Genomic DNA, 14,695 nt, shown 5'->3' with positions numbered 1-14,695 from the left:
CGGGGGGCGGCTGCGGCATGGGGCACATAGTCGCATGTCGTGAGCGCATACTCCGAATGGCCCCGCCCGCGTGCCGGACACACCCCCTCGGGGGTACATGTCCGGCACGCCGGCGTGTCGCGTCTTCCTTTATCGGCCGGCGCTGTCCACGACCGCCGCCCACTCGTCGAGCAGGGCCTGCGCGGAGGCGTCGTCGGGGCCCTCGGCCCACAGGTGGGTGACGGCCTCGGCGGGGTCGGGCAGCACCAGCACCCACCGCCCGTCGGTCTCCACGACCCGCACGCCGTCGGTCGTGTCCACGAACCGCTCTCCGGCCTCCTCCACGACACGACGCATGACCAGGCCCTTGACGGCCCAGGGCGTCGCGAGATCGCGCTTGAGGACGTGCGCCCGCGGAATCCGCGCGTCGATCTGGCTGAGGGTGAGCTGTGTCCTCGCCACCAGCCCGATCAGCCGCACGAACGCCGCCGTGCCGTCGAAGACGCTGCTGAACTCCGGCACGATGAAGCCACCGCGCCCGTCGCCGCCGAAGATGGTCGACTCCTCGCCGCCGACGCGCGTGAGGTCGTCGGGTGACGTGGTGGTCCATTCGACCTGTGTCCCGTGATACGCCGCCACCTGCTCGGCGATCCGGGTCGTCGTCACCGGCAGCGCCACCTTCCCGCTGCGCCGCTCCGCGGCCACCAGGTCGAGCATCACCAGCAGCGCACGGTCGTCCTCGACGATCCGACCCTTCTCGTCGACGAGCGACAACCGCTCGCCGACCGGGTCGAACCGCACGCCGAAAGCGGCGCGCGACGAAGCGACGATCTCGCCGAGCCGCACGAGCCCCGAACGGCGGGTGTCGGCGCTCTCCGTGGGACGGGACTCGTCAAGACCGGGATTGATCGTCAGCGAGTCCACACCGAGCTTGCCGAGCAGGCTCGGCAGAACCAGTCCCGCGCTGCCGTTCGAGGCGTCCACGACGACCTTGAGTCCCGACTCGGCTATCCCCGACGTGTCCACGCTGCGCAGCAGCGATCCGGTGTACGAGTCGAAGACGCTCGACGGGAAGTACAGGTCGCCGATCTCCCCGGGGAAGGCACGCCGGTACTCCTGCCGCGCGAACACACGGTCGAGCTTCCGCTGCCCGCCCTGCGACAGATCCGCGCCCTGTCCGTCGAAGAACATGATGTCGACGGAGTCCGGCACACCGGGGGAGGTCCGGATCATGATGCCGCCGGCGCTGCCGCGCGCGGTCTGCTGCCGCGCCACGGGCAACGGGACGTTCTCCAGGTCCCGTACGTCGATGGCGCTCGCCTGGAGCGCCGAGATCACCGCACGCTTCAGCGCCCGCGCACCCCGGGAGTGGTCCCGGGCGGTGGTGACGGTGGACCCCTTCTTGAGCGTGGTGGCGTACGCACCGGCGAGTCGCACGGCCAGTTCCGGGGTGATCTCGACGTTCAGGATCCCGGACACACCGCGGGCGCCGAAGAGATGCGCCTGCCCTCGGGACTCCCAGATGACCGAGGTGTTGACGAAGGCCCCCGCCTCGATGGTCTTGAACGGGTAGACCCGCACATTGCCCTGGACGATCGATTCCTCGCCGATGAGGCATTCGTCGCCGATGACGGCGCCGTCCTCGATCCGGGCCGCCCGCATGATGTCGGTGTTCTTCCCGACCACGCAGCCCCGCAGATTGCTGTGCTGGCCGATGTACACGTTGTCGTGGACAACGGCCTTGTGCAGAAAGGCTCCGCTCTTCACGACGACGTTGGACCCGACGACGGTGTGCTCGCGGATTTCCGAGCCGGCCTCGACCTTGGCGTAGTCACCGATGTAGAGCGGTCCGCGCAGGACGGCCTCCGGATGCACCTCCGCGCCTTCGGCGACCCATACGCCCGGGGAGAGCTCGAAGCCGTCGATCTCGACGTCGACCTTGCCCTCCAGGACATCGGCCTGGGCCTTCACATAGCTCTCGTGGGTACCGACGTCCTCCCAGTACCCCTCGGCGACATAGCCGTAGATCGGCTTGCCTTCCTTCATCAACTGCGGGAAGACGTCGCCGGACCAGTCGACCGGAACATCGGGCTCGACGTAGCCGAAGACCTCGGGCTCCATCACATAGATCCCGGTGTTCACGGTGTCCGAGAAGACCTGACCCCAGGTCGGCTTCTCAAGGAAGCGCTCGACCTTTCCTTCGTCGTCGACGATGGTGATGCCGAATTCCAGCGGATTGGGGACGCGAGTCAGACAGACGGTGACCAGCGCGCCCTTTTCCTTGTGGAAATTGATCAGATCCGTGAGGTCGAAGTCGGTCAGGGCATCACCGGAGATGACGAGGAACGTGTCGTCCTTCAGTGCTTCCTCTGCGTTCTTGACGCTCCCGGCGGTACCGAGTGGCTTCTCCTCATTGGCATAGGTGAGCTCCATGCCGAGCTCTTCACCGTCTCCGAAGTAGTTCTTGACCAAAGAGGCCAAGAACTGCACGGTGACGACGGTCTCGTTGAGCCCATGCCTTTTGAGCAGCCGCAGCACATGCTCCATAATCGGCCGGTTCACCACCGGCAGGAGCGGCTTGGGCATGCTCGAGGTCATCGGACGAAGGCGCGTGCCTTCGCCTCCGGCCATCACGACGGCCTTCATGTCGGAAGCGTCCTCCTCTAAGAGACGACGGTCCAGCCGACTTCACCCGTCTAGATTGTCCCGCAGTTTCCGCGCGCGGGCCATCGAGCCGCTACAGCTGCCAAACGGCGGGCTCAATCGACCATGGCGTCCGCCCTGACAAGGCGGCGGACCTGGACCACGTAGAGGACTCCTGCCCACCAGTACAGGGTTGTACCCCACCCTGCGAACGCCCATCCGAAAATGGCAGCGAGTGACGCGATCCATCCGCTTCCGTCACTGAGAAGCAGAAGTGGGAACGCGTACATGAGGTTGAACGTGGCTGCCTTCCCGAGGAAGTTCACCTGGGGCGGCGGATAGCCGTGGCGTCTGAGGACGCCGACCATCACGAGCAGGACCAGCTCGCGGGCGACAAGGACGGCGGTCAACCACAGGGGCAGAATCTCGCGCCAGGTGAGGCCCACGAGAGTGGACGCGATGTAGAGCCGGTCGGCCGCGGGATCGAGCAGCCGGCCGAGGCTGCTGATCTGGTTCCAGCGGCGGGCCAGTTTGCCGTCGAGATAGTCGCTGACGCCGCTCAGCACGAGAACGAGCAGCGCCCAGCCGTCGCTCTTCGGCCCGCCGAACTCCGGCCTGAGGATCAGCCACAGGAAGATGGGCACGCCGACGAGACGCGCCATGCTGAGGATGTTCGGGATGGTGAGGACCCGGTCCGTCTGAACACGGGTCTCCTGGACCTCCACCCGGGGGCCTCCTGCGGGAAACGAGCCAACGATGCCCCCTGACCTTACCCGCAGGGTTCGCACGACGGTGAGGAGGGGGTGGGAAACCGAGGAAACCGCTGTGGACCTGGAAATCGGTCCGGAAATGCGGAAAACCCCGTACCAACGGTACGGGGTTTCCCTCACAATTTGTTCGGCGGTGTCCTACTCTCCCACAGGGTCCCCCCTGCAGTACCATCGGCGCTGAAAGGCTTAGCTTCCGGGTTCGGAATGTAACCGGGCGTTTCCCTCACGCTATGACCACCGAAACACTATGAAACAGAACGCCACACCACCCGAAAAAATCCGGGCGGGGCTGTTCGTGGTTTCAGAACCAACACAGTGGACGCGAGCCTCTATGGACAAGCCCTCGGCCTATTAGTACCGGTCACCTCCACACGTTACCGTGCTTCCAGATCCGGCCTATCAACCCAGTCGTCTACTGGGAGCCTTACCCCATCAAGTGGGTGGGAGTCCTCATCTCGAAGCAGGCTTCCCGCTTAGATGCTTTCAGCGGTTATCCCTCCCGAACGTAGCCAACCAGCCATGCCCTTGGCAGAACAACTGGCACACCAGAGGTTCGTCCGTCCCGGTCCTCTCGTACTAGGGACAGCCCTTCTCAAGACTCCTACGCGCACAGCGGATAGGGACCGAACTGTCTCACGACGTTCTAAACCCAGCTCGCGTACCGCTTTAATGGGCGAACAGCCCAACCCTTGGGACCGACTCCAGCCCCAGGATGCGACGAGCCGACATCGAGGTGCCAAACCATCCCGTCGATATGGACTCTTGGGGAAGATCAGCCTGTTATCCCCGGGGTACCTTTTATCCGTTGAGCGACGGCGCTTCCACAAGCCACCGCCGGATCACTAGTCCCGACTTTCGTCCCTGCTCGACCCGTCGGTCTCACAGTCAAGCTCCCTTGTGCACTTACACTCAACACCTGATTGCCAACCAGGCTGAGGGAACCTTTGGGCGCCTCCGTTACCCTTTAGGAGGCAACCGCCCCAGTTAAACTACCCATCAGACACTGTCCCCGATCCGGATCACGGACCCGGGTTAGACATCCAGCACGACCAGACTGGTATTTCAACGACGACTCCACAACCACTGGCGTGGCTGCTTCAAAGTCTCCCAGCTATCCTACACAAGCCGAACCGAACACCAATATCAAACTGTAGTAAAGGTCCCGGGGTCTTTCCGTCCTGCTGCGCGAAACGAGCATCTTTACTCGTAGTGCAATTTCACCGGGCCTATGGTTGAGACAGTCGAGAAGTCGTTACGCCATTCGTGCAGGTCGGAACTTACCCGACAAGGAATTTCGCTACCTTAGGATGGTTATAGTTACCACCGCCGTTTACTGGCGCTTAAGTTCTCAGCTTCGCCCACCCGAAAGTGAGCTAACCGGTCCCCTTAACGTTCCAGCACCGGGCAGGCGTCAGTCCGTATACATCGCCTTACGGCTTCGCACGGACCTGTGTTTTTAGTAAACAGTCGCTTCTCGCTGGTCTCTGCGGCCACCCCCAGCTCGAGCAGCAAGTGCTCTCACCAAGCGTGGCCCCCCTTCTCCCGAAGTTACGGGGGCATTTTGCCGAGTTCCTTAACCATAGTTCACCCGAACGCCTCGGTATTCTCTACCAGACCACCTGAGTCGGTTTAGGGTACGGGCCGCCATGAAACTCGCTAGAGGCTTTTCTCGACAGCATAGGATCATCCACTTCACCACAATCGGCTCGGCATCAGGTCTCAGCCACACATACGACGGATTTACCTATCGCACGGCCTACACCCTTACCCCGGGACAACCACCGCCCGGGATGGACTACCTTCCTGCGTCACCCCATCACTCACCTACTACCACCTTGGGCCGGCGGCTCCACCACTCCCCTTTGCCCGAAGGCTCCGGGGCGGCTTCACGGCCTTAGCATTAATGGGCTCGATGTTTGACGCTTCACAGCGGGTACCGGAATATCAACCGGTTATCCATCGACTACGCCTGTCGGCCTCGCCTTAGGTCCCGACTTACCCTGGGCAGATCAGCTTGACCCAGGAACCCTTAGTCAATCGGCGCACACGTTTCCCACGTGTGAATCGCTACTCATGCCTGCATTCTCACTCGTCAACCGTCCACAACTACCTTCCGGTGCTGCTTCACCCGGCAGACGACGCTCCCCTACCCATCACAACACCCGTTAGGGCTATATGCTGCAATGACACGACTTCGGCGGTACGCTTGAGCCCCGCTACATTGTCGGCGCGGAATCACTAGACCAGTGAGCTATTACGCACTCTTTCAAGGGTGGCTGCTTCTAAGCCAACCTCCTGGTTGTCTGTGCGACTCCACATCCTTTCCCACTTAGCGTACGCTTAGGGGCCTTAGTCGATGCTCTGGGCTGTTTCCCTCTCGACCATGGAGCTTATCCCCCACAGTCTCACTGCCGCGCTCTCACTTACCGGCATTCGGAGTTTGGCTAAGGTCAGTAACCCGGTAGGGCCCATCGCCTATCCAGTGCTCTACCTCCGGCAAGAAACACACGACGCTGCACCTAAATGCATTTCGGGGAGAACCAGCTATCACGGAGTTTGATTGGCCTTTCACCCCTAACCACAGGTCATCCCCCAGGTTTTCAACCCTGGTGGGTTCGGTCCTCCACGAAGTCTTACCTCCGCTTCAACCTGCCCATGGCTAGATCACTCCGCTTCGGGTCTTGAGCGTGCTACTCATACGCCCTATTCGGACTCGCTTTCGCTACGGCTACCCCACACGGGTTAACCTCGCAACACACCGCAAACTCGCAGGCTCATTCTTCAAAAGGCACGCAGTCACACCAAAGTGCTCCCACGGCTTGTAGGCACACGGTTTCAGGTACTATTTCACTCCCCTCCCGGGGTACTTTTCACCATTCCCTCACGGTACTATCCGCTATCGGTCACCAGGGAATATTTAGGCTTAGCGGGTGGTCCCGCCAGATTCACACGGGATTTCTCGGGCCCCGTGCTACTTGGGTATCTTCCAAACGAGCCGCTGACGTTTCGACTACGGGGGTCTTACCCTCTACGCCGGACCTTTCGCATGTCCTTCGTCTACATCAACGGTTTCTGACTCGTCCCACGGCCGGCAGACCGCAGAAGAAAGAACCCACAACCCCGCATACGCAACCCCTGCCGGGTCTCACACGTATACGGTTTGGCCTCATCCGGTTTCGCTCGCCACTACTCCCGGAATCACGGTTGTTTTCTCTTCCTGAGGGTACTGAGATGTTTCACTTCCCCTCGTTCCCTCCACACTGCCTATGAGTTCAGCAGCGGGTGACAGCCCATGACGACTGCCGGGTTTCCCCATTCGGAAACCCCCGGATCAAAGCCTGGTTGACGACTCCCCGGGGACTATCGCGGCCTCCCACGTCCTTCATCGGTTCCTGGTGCCAAGGCATCCACCGTGCGCCCTTAAAAACTTGGCCACAGATGCTCGCGTCCACTGTGCAGTTCTCAAACAACGACCAACCACCCGTCACAGCCCACCGAAGCAGACTTTTACCGGGGTCGGCGCCGAAGGACGAGCAACGCTCGCACCCTCAGACACCCAACAGCGTGCCCGACACACTCGCCGACAAGATCCGCGTTCCACGCCGAAGCAGTACTAACGCCCTCATCCATCCGAAGTGTGCCGAATAGTCAACGTTCCACCCATGAGCTGACCACCGTCGATCATTCGCCGACGTAGTGGCTCTGGCTGCCTTGCGGCAGCTAGATGCTCCTTAGAAAGGAGGTGATCCAGCCGCACCTTCCGGTACGGCTACCTTGTTACGACTTCGTCCCAATCGCCAGTCCCACCTTCGACAGCTCCCTCCCCGAGGGGTTGGGCCACCGGCTTCGGGTGTTACCGACTTTCGTGACGTGACGGGCGGTGTGTACAAGGCCCGGGAACGTATTCACCGCAGCAATGCTGATCTGCGATTACTAGCGACTCCGACTTCATGGGGTCGAGTTGCAGACCCCAATCCGAACTGAGACCGGCTTTTTGAGATTCGCTCCACCTCACGGTATCGCAGCTCATTGTACCGGCCATTGTAGCACGTGTGCAGCCCAAGACATAAGGGGCATGATGACTTGACGTCGTCCCCACCTTCCTCCGAGTTGACCCCGGCGGTCTCCCGTGAGTCCCCAGCACCACAAGGGCCTGCTGGCAACACGGGACAAGGGTTGCGCTCGTTGCGGGACTTAACCCAACATCTCACGACACGAGCTGACGACAGCCATGCACCACCTGTACACCGACCACAAGGGGGCACCCATCTCTGGATGTTTCCGGTGTATGTCAAGCCTTGGTAAGGTTCTTCGCGTTGCGTCGAATTAAGCCACATGCTCCGCCGCTTGTGCGGGCCCCCGTCAATTCCTTTGAGTTTTAGCCTTGCGGCCGTACTCCCCAGGCGGGGCACTTAATGCGTTAGCTGCGGCACCGACGACGTGGAATGTCGCCAACACCTAGTGCCCACCGTTTACGGCGTGGACTACCAGGGTATCTAATCCTGTTCGCTCCCCACGCTTTCGCTCCTCAGCGTCAGTAATGGCCCAGAGATCCGCCTTCGCCACCGGTGTTCCTCCTGATATCTGCGCATTTCACCGCTACACCAGGAATTCCGATCTCCCCTACCACACTCTAGCCTGCCCGTATCGACTGCAGACCCGGAGTTAAGCCCCGGGCTTTCACAATCGACGCGACAAGCCGCCTACGAGCTCTTTACGCCCAATAATTCCGGACAACGCTTGCGCCCTACGTATTACCGCGGCTGCTGGCACGTAGTTAGCCGGCGCTTCTTCTGCAGGTACCGTCACTCTCGCTTCTTCCCTGCTGAAAGAGGTTTACAACCCGAAGGCCGTCATCCCTCACGCGGCGTCGCTGCATCAGGCTTGCGCCCATTGTGCAATATTCCCCACTGCTGCCTCCCGTAGGAGTCTGGGCCGTGTCTCAGTCCCAGTGTGGCCGGTCGCCCTCTCAGGCCGACTACCCGTCGTCGCCTTGGTGAGCCGTTACCTCACCAACAAGCTGATAGGCCGCGGGCTCATCCTGCACCGCCGGAGCTTTCCAACCTCCCAGATGCCCGGGAGGCTCGTATCCGGTATTAGACCCCGTTTCCAGGGCTTGTCCCAGAGTGCAGGGCAGATTGCCCACGTGTTACTCACCCGTTCGCCACTAATCCACCCCGAAGGGCTTCATCGTTCGACTTGCATGTGTTAAGCACGCCGCCAGCGTTCGTCCTGAGCCAGGATCAAACTCTCCGTGAATGTTTACCGGATATCCGGTCGAACACCACGAGAGCGGGACCAGGAGGAGGAATAATCCCCCCGGTCCACAGCGTCCTCGCTGTGTTATTTCAAAGGAACCTCGCCCCAGCAGACGCTGGAGACGGGGTATCAACATATCTGGCGTTGACTTTTGGCACGCTGTTGAGTTCTCAAGGAACGGACGCTTCCTTCGTACTCACCCTCTCGGGCTTTCCTCCGGGCGCTTCCCTTCGGTGTTTCAAACTCTATCAGTCATTTTCCGTCTCTCTGACCACCGCCCCGCAGACATGCAGAACGAGACCCCGAGATAGGATCTGACAAGTTTGGGTGCTGCCGGGCAACGACGCTTGGCCGCGTCGTCCGCCCCTAGGCAGGGGTACGACTCTACACACGGCCCTGGAGCGGGCGCAAATCGTTTGGGCTGCGTGCCTAGGGCGCTCAACCCCTACGTCTCATGCGGAACCGGCACTTCATATGACATACGCTGCTGCCCAGTGCGCCGTCCGGGACAGGTAGCGACGGCCCATTTTGGATCTCCACCCCTGGGAGGCTTCCCATGACCACCGTGACGTCCCCGCTGGCAGGACGCGCCATCGGACTTGCCGCAGTACCCGACCCCGTCTTCTCCGGAGCGATGGTCGGTCCCGGCACGGCCATCGATCCCGTGCGCGAGCCCATGGATGCCGTCTCCCCCGTCGACGGGGTCATCGTCTCCCTTCATCCGCACGCGTTCGTCGTGGTCGACGGGGAGGGTCACGGTGTGCTGACCCACCTGGGTATCGACACGGTGCAGCTCAACGGCGAGGGCTTCGAGCTCCTCGTGAACAAGGGCGACACCGTGACGCGTGGTCAGTCGGTCGTCCGCTGGAACCCCGCCGCCGTCGAGGAGGCCGGCAAGTCCCCGGTGTGCCCGGTGGTGGCCCTCGAGGCGACGGCGGACTCCCTCTCCTCTCTGCGCGAGGACGGCGATCTGAAGCCGGGCGACCAGCTCTTCACCTGGCAGTGACGCCCGCGCCGTAGTGAACGGCGCTGCCGTACCGGACGGCAGTACAGACAACCTTCGCGGTGGCCGTACCCGCCGCATGACTCGGAGACGGGTGAGATGGAGACAACGCTGCGAGGCGTCGGTGTGAGCCACGGCGTGGCGATCGGCGAGGTCCGGCACATGGGGACGGCGGTGCTCGAACCCCCGGCCAAGCAGATCCCGGCGGAGGACGCGGAGCGCGAACAGGGGCGCGCACGCCAGGCCGTGGACGCCGTGGCAGCCGACCTGATCGCGCGCGGCAATCTGGCCGGTGGCGAGGCCCAGGCGGTGCTGGAGGCCCAGGCCCTGATGGCCCAGGACCCGGAGCTGATGGCGGACGTGGAGCGTCGTGTCGCCGTCGGCAGCACGGCCGAGCGCGCCGTCTACGACGCGTTCGCCGCGTACCGCGAGCTGCTGGCGAACGCCGGGGAGTACCTGGCCGGTCGCGTGGCCGACCTCGACGACGTGCGGAACCGCATCGTCGCGCGTCTCCTCGGCGTCCCGATGCCGGGCGTGCCCGACAGCGACGAGCCGTACGTCCTGGTGGCGCGCGACCTCGCCCCTGCCGACACGGCACTGCTGGACCCGGCTCTGGTGCTCGGATTCGTCACCGAGGAGGGCGGTCCGACCAGCCACAGCGCGATTCTGGCGCGGGCGCTCGGTGTTCCCGCCGTCGTGGCGCTGCCGGGTGCGGGTGAGCTTTCCGAGGGCACCGTGATCGCCGTCGACGGCAGTTCGGGCGAGATCTTCGTGAACCCGAGCCACGAGAAGAAGTCCCAGCTCGAGGCCGCGGCCGCCGAGCGCAAGGCCGCCCTCGCCGCCTCGACCGGACCGGGCGCCACGGCGGACGGTCACCAGGTGCCGCTGCTGGCGAACGTCGGTGGGCCCGCTGATGTGCCGGCCGCTGTCGAGGCGGGGGCCGAAGGTGTCGGTCTGTTCCGCACCGAGTTCCTCTTCCTGGACGACAGCAAGAGCGCCCCGTCCGAGGAGAAGCAGGTCGCGGCCTACCGCCAGGTGCTCGAGGCGTTCCCCGAGGGCCGTGTCGTCGTGCGGGTGCTGGACGCCGGTGCGGACAAGCCGCTCGACTTCCTGACCCCGTCGGACGAGCCGAACCCGGCGCTGGGCGTGCGCGGCCTGCGCACCCTGCTCGACCACCCGGAGGTGCTCCGCACCCAGCTCACCGCGCTCGCGAAGGCCGCGGAGGGTCTGCCCGTCCACCTCGAGGTCATGGCGCCGATGGTCGCCGACCGCTCCGACGCCAAGGCGTTCGCGGACGCGTGCCGCGATGCCGGGCTGCACGCGAAGTTCGGTGCCATGGTGGAGATCCCCTCGGCGGCGCTGCGGGCCCGGTCGATCCTGCAGGAGGTCGAGTTCCTGTCGCTGGGCACGAACGACCTCGCGCAGTACACGTTCGCTGCGGACCGCCAGGTGGGTGCGGTGTCGCGTCTGCAGGATCCGTGGCAGCCCGCGCTGCTCGACCTGGTCGCGCTGTCCGCCGACGCGGCGAAGGCCGAGGGCAAGAGCTGCGGTGTCTGCGGCGAGGCCGCGTCGGACCCGCTCCTCGCCTGTGTGCTGACGGGGCTGGGTGTCACCTCCCTCTCCATGGGTGCGGCCTCGATCCCGTACGTCCGGGCGACTTTGGCGAAGTACACGCTGGCGCAGTGCGAGCGCGCCGCCGCGGCCGCGCGTGCCACCGACACCGCGGACGAGGCGCGCACAGCGGCCCAGGCGGTGCTGTCCGGGGAGTGATCCGGGCGGCGGCACCACGACGTCGTACGACGGGGGCGTCCCATCTGCGGGTGGGACGCCCCCGCTCGTTCAGGCCCGTCCGTGCCGATCGGTTCCTCGCGCCGGCGATCCCGCTCGTTCGTCCCCGGCGGTCAGGGCCGTCCGTGGGTGTGACCGGGCGCCGGCCCGTCCTCCCCGAGGTCGGGCGGGGAGCAGTAGTCGACGCCGGATTCGGGTGGGACGGGGTCGCCGGAGTCGACGTCGGTGCAGTAGGCGTCGAAGACCTCTGCGGCGGTGAGCGGCTCCAGGCGTCCTGCGCGCAGGCGCCAGCCGTGGACGCGGTCCGCCCTGTCGGGTGCGGACGTACGCAGGACGAGGCCGCCGACGCAGTGGGTGGCGATGCCCAGGGCCAGCACGGAGGTGAATTCGAGGGCTTCCGTCTCCTCCACACGGGACGTGCCGTCGGGGCTTTCGCCGGCGTTGAGCACGGCGATGAGTGTCTCGGCCGGTGCCGAGACGCTGAGGACGAGATGGCGGTGGCCGGGGCTCGCGGTGTCGAGGATGCGGGTGAGGAGCCGGGCGGCGTGGGCGAAGGTGGCGCGTCCGATGTCCTCTCCGCAGGAGGCGCAGATGCCGAGGTCGGCGAGGACGGTGGTCGCGTACTGCCAGGTGGCCTGCCGTACCGCCTCGTCGACCAGGTCCGGGAGCAGTTCGGCAAGGGGCTGCCCCTCGTACGGGACGGTCGGTCCCGTCGCGGCCAGTTCCGCCGTGAAGCGCGTGCGACTGGCCGCGGCGTCCGGTTCCAGGCCGATGCCGGCGCAGAACTCCGCGTACTCCTCGGGGTCGAAGAGGGCGACCCTGGTGTGGCCGCCCTGGGCGGCGAGCCTCCTGAGCAGGGCTTCCACCTGCTCGAGGTAGGTCGTGTGGTCCTCGAATGTGAAGGTGCGGTAGCGCCGCATCGCGGTGAAGTCGTGGTCGTCGGTCAACAGGCCGATGGTGCCGGCGATTTCGCGGCGCAGGACGCTGTGCATGGTCCGGTCGGTGTGCGGCATTCTTCCCCCTGCGTACAGTCGGTCGATCATCACTCACAGTAATCGCGACCACTGACAGCGACGCCCCGCGTGGCCGTGCGGCCGTCGCGGGGCGTGCGGTCCGTGTACGCGGGGAGCGGGTCAGGCGCGCTTGCGGGCCAGATCCTCGTAGAAGTGCAGGAGATCCAGATCGTCGATGGAGCCCGGGTTGACGGCCTTCTCCAGGGGGGTGCCTTGGAGGAGGCGCTTGACGGGGACCTCGATGCGTTTGCCGGTGAGCGTGTGCGGGATGCCCGGGACCTCGATGATCTCGTCGGGGAGGTGGCGCGGGGAGAGCTGTTCCCGGATGGTCTGCTTGATGCGGTGCACGAGGTCTTCGTCCAGGGCGGCTCCGGGCGCCAGGTGGACGAAGAGGGGCATCCAGTAGCCGCCGTCGGGCTGTTCGATGCCGATGACGAGGGACTCCTTGATCTCCGGAAGGCGCTCCACGGCTTCGTAGATGTCGGCCGAGCCCATGCGGACGCCCTGCCGGTTCAGTGTGGAGTCCGAACGGCCGTGGATGACCACGGAGCCGCGGGAGGTGACGGTGATCCAGTCGCCGTGCCGCCACACTCCGGGATACATGTCGAAGTAGCTGTCGTGGTAGCGGCTGCCGTCGGGGTCGTTCCAGAAGCGGATCGGCATGGACGGCATCGGGTTGGTGACGACCAGTTCACCGACCTCGCCGACGACCGGCCTGCCGCTGGGGTCCCAGGACTGCAGGTCGGTGCCGAGGCAGGGTGCCTGGAGTTCGCCGATGTACACGGGAAGGGTCGGGACGGCCCCGGCGAAACAGGAGCACACGTCCGTGCCGCCGCTGACGGAGGCGATCCACAGGTCGTCGCGCACCTCGTCGTGCAGCCAGCTGAATCCGTCCGGCGGCAGGGGCGATCCGGTGGTGGCCACGCACCGGACACGGGTGAGGTCGTGGTCGCGCCCGGGGCGTACCCCCGCCTTGCGGCAGGCCATGACGTACGCGGCGGACGTGCCGAAGAGGGTGGCCCCGGTGCGTTCGGCGATGCGCCATTGGGCACCGGTGTCGGGATGGCCGGGGCTGCCGTCGTAGAGCACGATCGTGGTGCCCGTCAGGAGGCCGGAGACGAGGAAGTTCCACATCATCCAGCCGGTGGACGTGTACCAGAAGAAGCGGTCCTCCGGGCCGAGGTCGCAGTGCAGCCCGATCTGCTTGAGGTGCTCGATCAGGATGCCGCCCTGGGACTGGACGATGGCCTTGGGCAGACCGGTCGTGCCCGAGGAGTACAGCACCCACAGCGGGTGGTCGAACGGGACCTGCTCGAACACCGGCTCGGTGTCCGCGGAGGTCAGGTCCGACCATTTCAGGCTGCCTTCGGGGGTGTCCGTGCCGAGGAGCGGGATGTGGACGACGGCCCGCAGGGTCGGCAGTTCCCGGCGCAGCTCGGCGACGATCTCCCGGCGGTCGTGCTCCTTGCCGCCGTAGCGATAGCCGTCGACCGTGAACAGCACGACGGGCTCGACCTGTTGAAAGCGGTCCAGGACGCTGCGGGCCCCGAAGTCGGGGGCGCAGGAGGTCCACACGCCGCCGACCGCGGCCGTGGCGAGGAGGGCGACGACGGCCTGCGGGATGTTGGGGACGTAGGCGCTGACACGGTCGCCGGGGCGTACGCCGAGCGCGCGCAGTTCGGCGGCCAGGGAACCGACCTGCCGGCGCAGTTCGGCCCAGGTGACCGGGCGGGGTTCGTGTGTCTCGTCGACGGCCAGCAGTGCGGGCTCGTCGGGGCGCGCGGCCGAGGCGCGCAGGGCGTGTTCGGCGTAGTTGAGGGTCGCCCCGGGGAACCATTGGGCACCCGGCATGGACCGGTCGCCCAGCACCCGTGTGTACGGCGTGGAGAACCGGACGTCGAACCACTCCGTGACGGCTTTCCAGAAGGTGTCCAGCTCGTCCACTGACCAGCGGTGAAGGGCCGCGTAGCCGCCCTCGGCGGGTGCTCCGTGCCGCTCGGCCGCCCAGGCCTGGAACCTGGTGATCTGCGCCCGGGCGATACGATCGGCGTCGGGCTGCCAGAGCGGGGTGGGGTTCGCTGGGGTCATGGGGCGGCTCCCGGACTGTGCGCGTCGTGTGCGTGGTCCGCGCACGGGCTGGGGTGTGCGCGATACGCGGCTGACACGGACGATGCCATGTGATCGACTTCTGCACCAGGGTGCGCCACACATAGTTGGCATCGTGAAGCTGTGCTCCCGGC

The 14,695-nt window shown here is 65.1% G+C and carries 6 protein-coding genes and 3 rRNA genes; 2 read left to right on the top strand and 7 right to left on the bottom strand.

What is annotated here, in order from left to right:
- Positions 1–129: 129 nt before the first annotated feature.
- The 5 genes from ACSHXN_RS33560 to ACSHXN_RS33540 all read right to left on the bottom strand — a co-directional run bounded on the left by ACSHXN_RS33560 (position 130) and on the right by ACSHXN_RS33540 (position 8,651).
- Positions 130–2,625 (bottom strand): mannose-1-phosphate guanyltransferase, encoded by a 2,496-nt coding sequence (locus ACSHXN_RS33560; RefSeq protein ID WP_355132989.1) that lies wholly within the window; start codon positions 2,623–2,625, stop codon positions 130–132.
- Positions 2,626–2,738: 113 nt separating this feature from the next.
- Positions 2,739–3,347, bottom strand: coding sequence for a CDP-alcohol phosphatidyltransferase family protein (locus tag ACSHXN_RS33555; protein WP_059126589.1), 609 nt, complete (start codon positions 3,345–3,347; stop codon positions 2,739–2,741).
- A 170-nt stretch (positions 3,348–3,517) separates the two neighbouring features.
- Positions 3,518–3,634: ribosomal RNA gene (rrf, locus tag ACSHXN_RS33550) — 5S ribosomal RNA — on the bottom strand.
- 89 nt (positions 3,635–3,723) lie between these two features.
- Positions 3,724–6,826: ribosomal RNA gene (locus ACSHXN_RS33545) — 23S ribosomal RNA — on the bottom strand.
- A gap of 301 nt (positions 6,827–7,127) precedes the next feature.
- Positions 7,128–8,651: ribosomal RNA gene (locus ACSHXN_RS33540) — 16S ribosomal RNA — on the bottom strand.
- The 16S, 23S and 5S rRNA genes sit together here, the layout of an rRNA operon.
- 556 nt (positions 8,652–9,207) lie before the next feature.
- Here ACSHXN_RS33540 and ACSHXN_RS33535 point away from each other — a divergent pair.
- Positions 9,208–9,657, top strand: coding sequence for a PTS sugar transporter subunit IIA (locus tag ACSHXN_RS33535; RefSeq protein WP_355140322.1), 450 nt, complete (start codon positions 9,208–9,210; stop codon positions 9,655–9,657).
- A 96-nt stretch (positions 9,658–9,753) separates the two neighbouring features.
- Positions 9,754–11,424, top strand: a complete 1,671-nt coding sequence (gene ptsP, locus ACSHXN_RS33530; protein WP_355140323.1) for a phosphoenolpyruvate--protein phosphotransferase — start codon at positions 9,754–9,756, stop codon at positions 11,422–11,424.
- Positions 11,425–11,555: 131 nt separating this feature from the next.
- Here the strand turns inward: ptsP and ACSHXN_RS33525 are convergent, their stop codons facing one another.
- Complete coding sequence (locus tag ACSHXN_RS33525) at positions 11,556–12,455, bottom strand: hypothetical protein (protein WP_438306516.1); 900 nt, start codon at positions 12,453–12,455, stop codon at positions 11,556–11,558.
- 120 nt (positions 12,456–12,575) lie between these two features.
- On the bottom strand, positions 12,576–14,543 hold the full coding sequence (locus ACSHXN_RS33520; RefSeq protein ID WP_438304780.1) for an acetoacetate--CoA ligase: 1,968 nt from the start codon (positions 14,541–14,543) through the stop codon (positions 12,576–12,578).
- Between the last annotated feature and the right edge of the window lie 152 nt (positions 14,544–14,695).

The sequence above is a fragment of the Streptomyces sp. HUAS TT11 genome, assembly GCF_051553595.1.
GTDB lineage: Bacteria > Actinomycetota > Actinomycetes > Streptomycetales > Streptomycetaceae > Streptomyces.
This window is presented reverse-complemented; position numbering and strand designations above follow the sequence as displayed.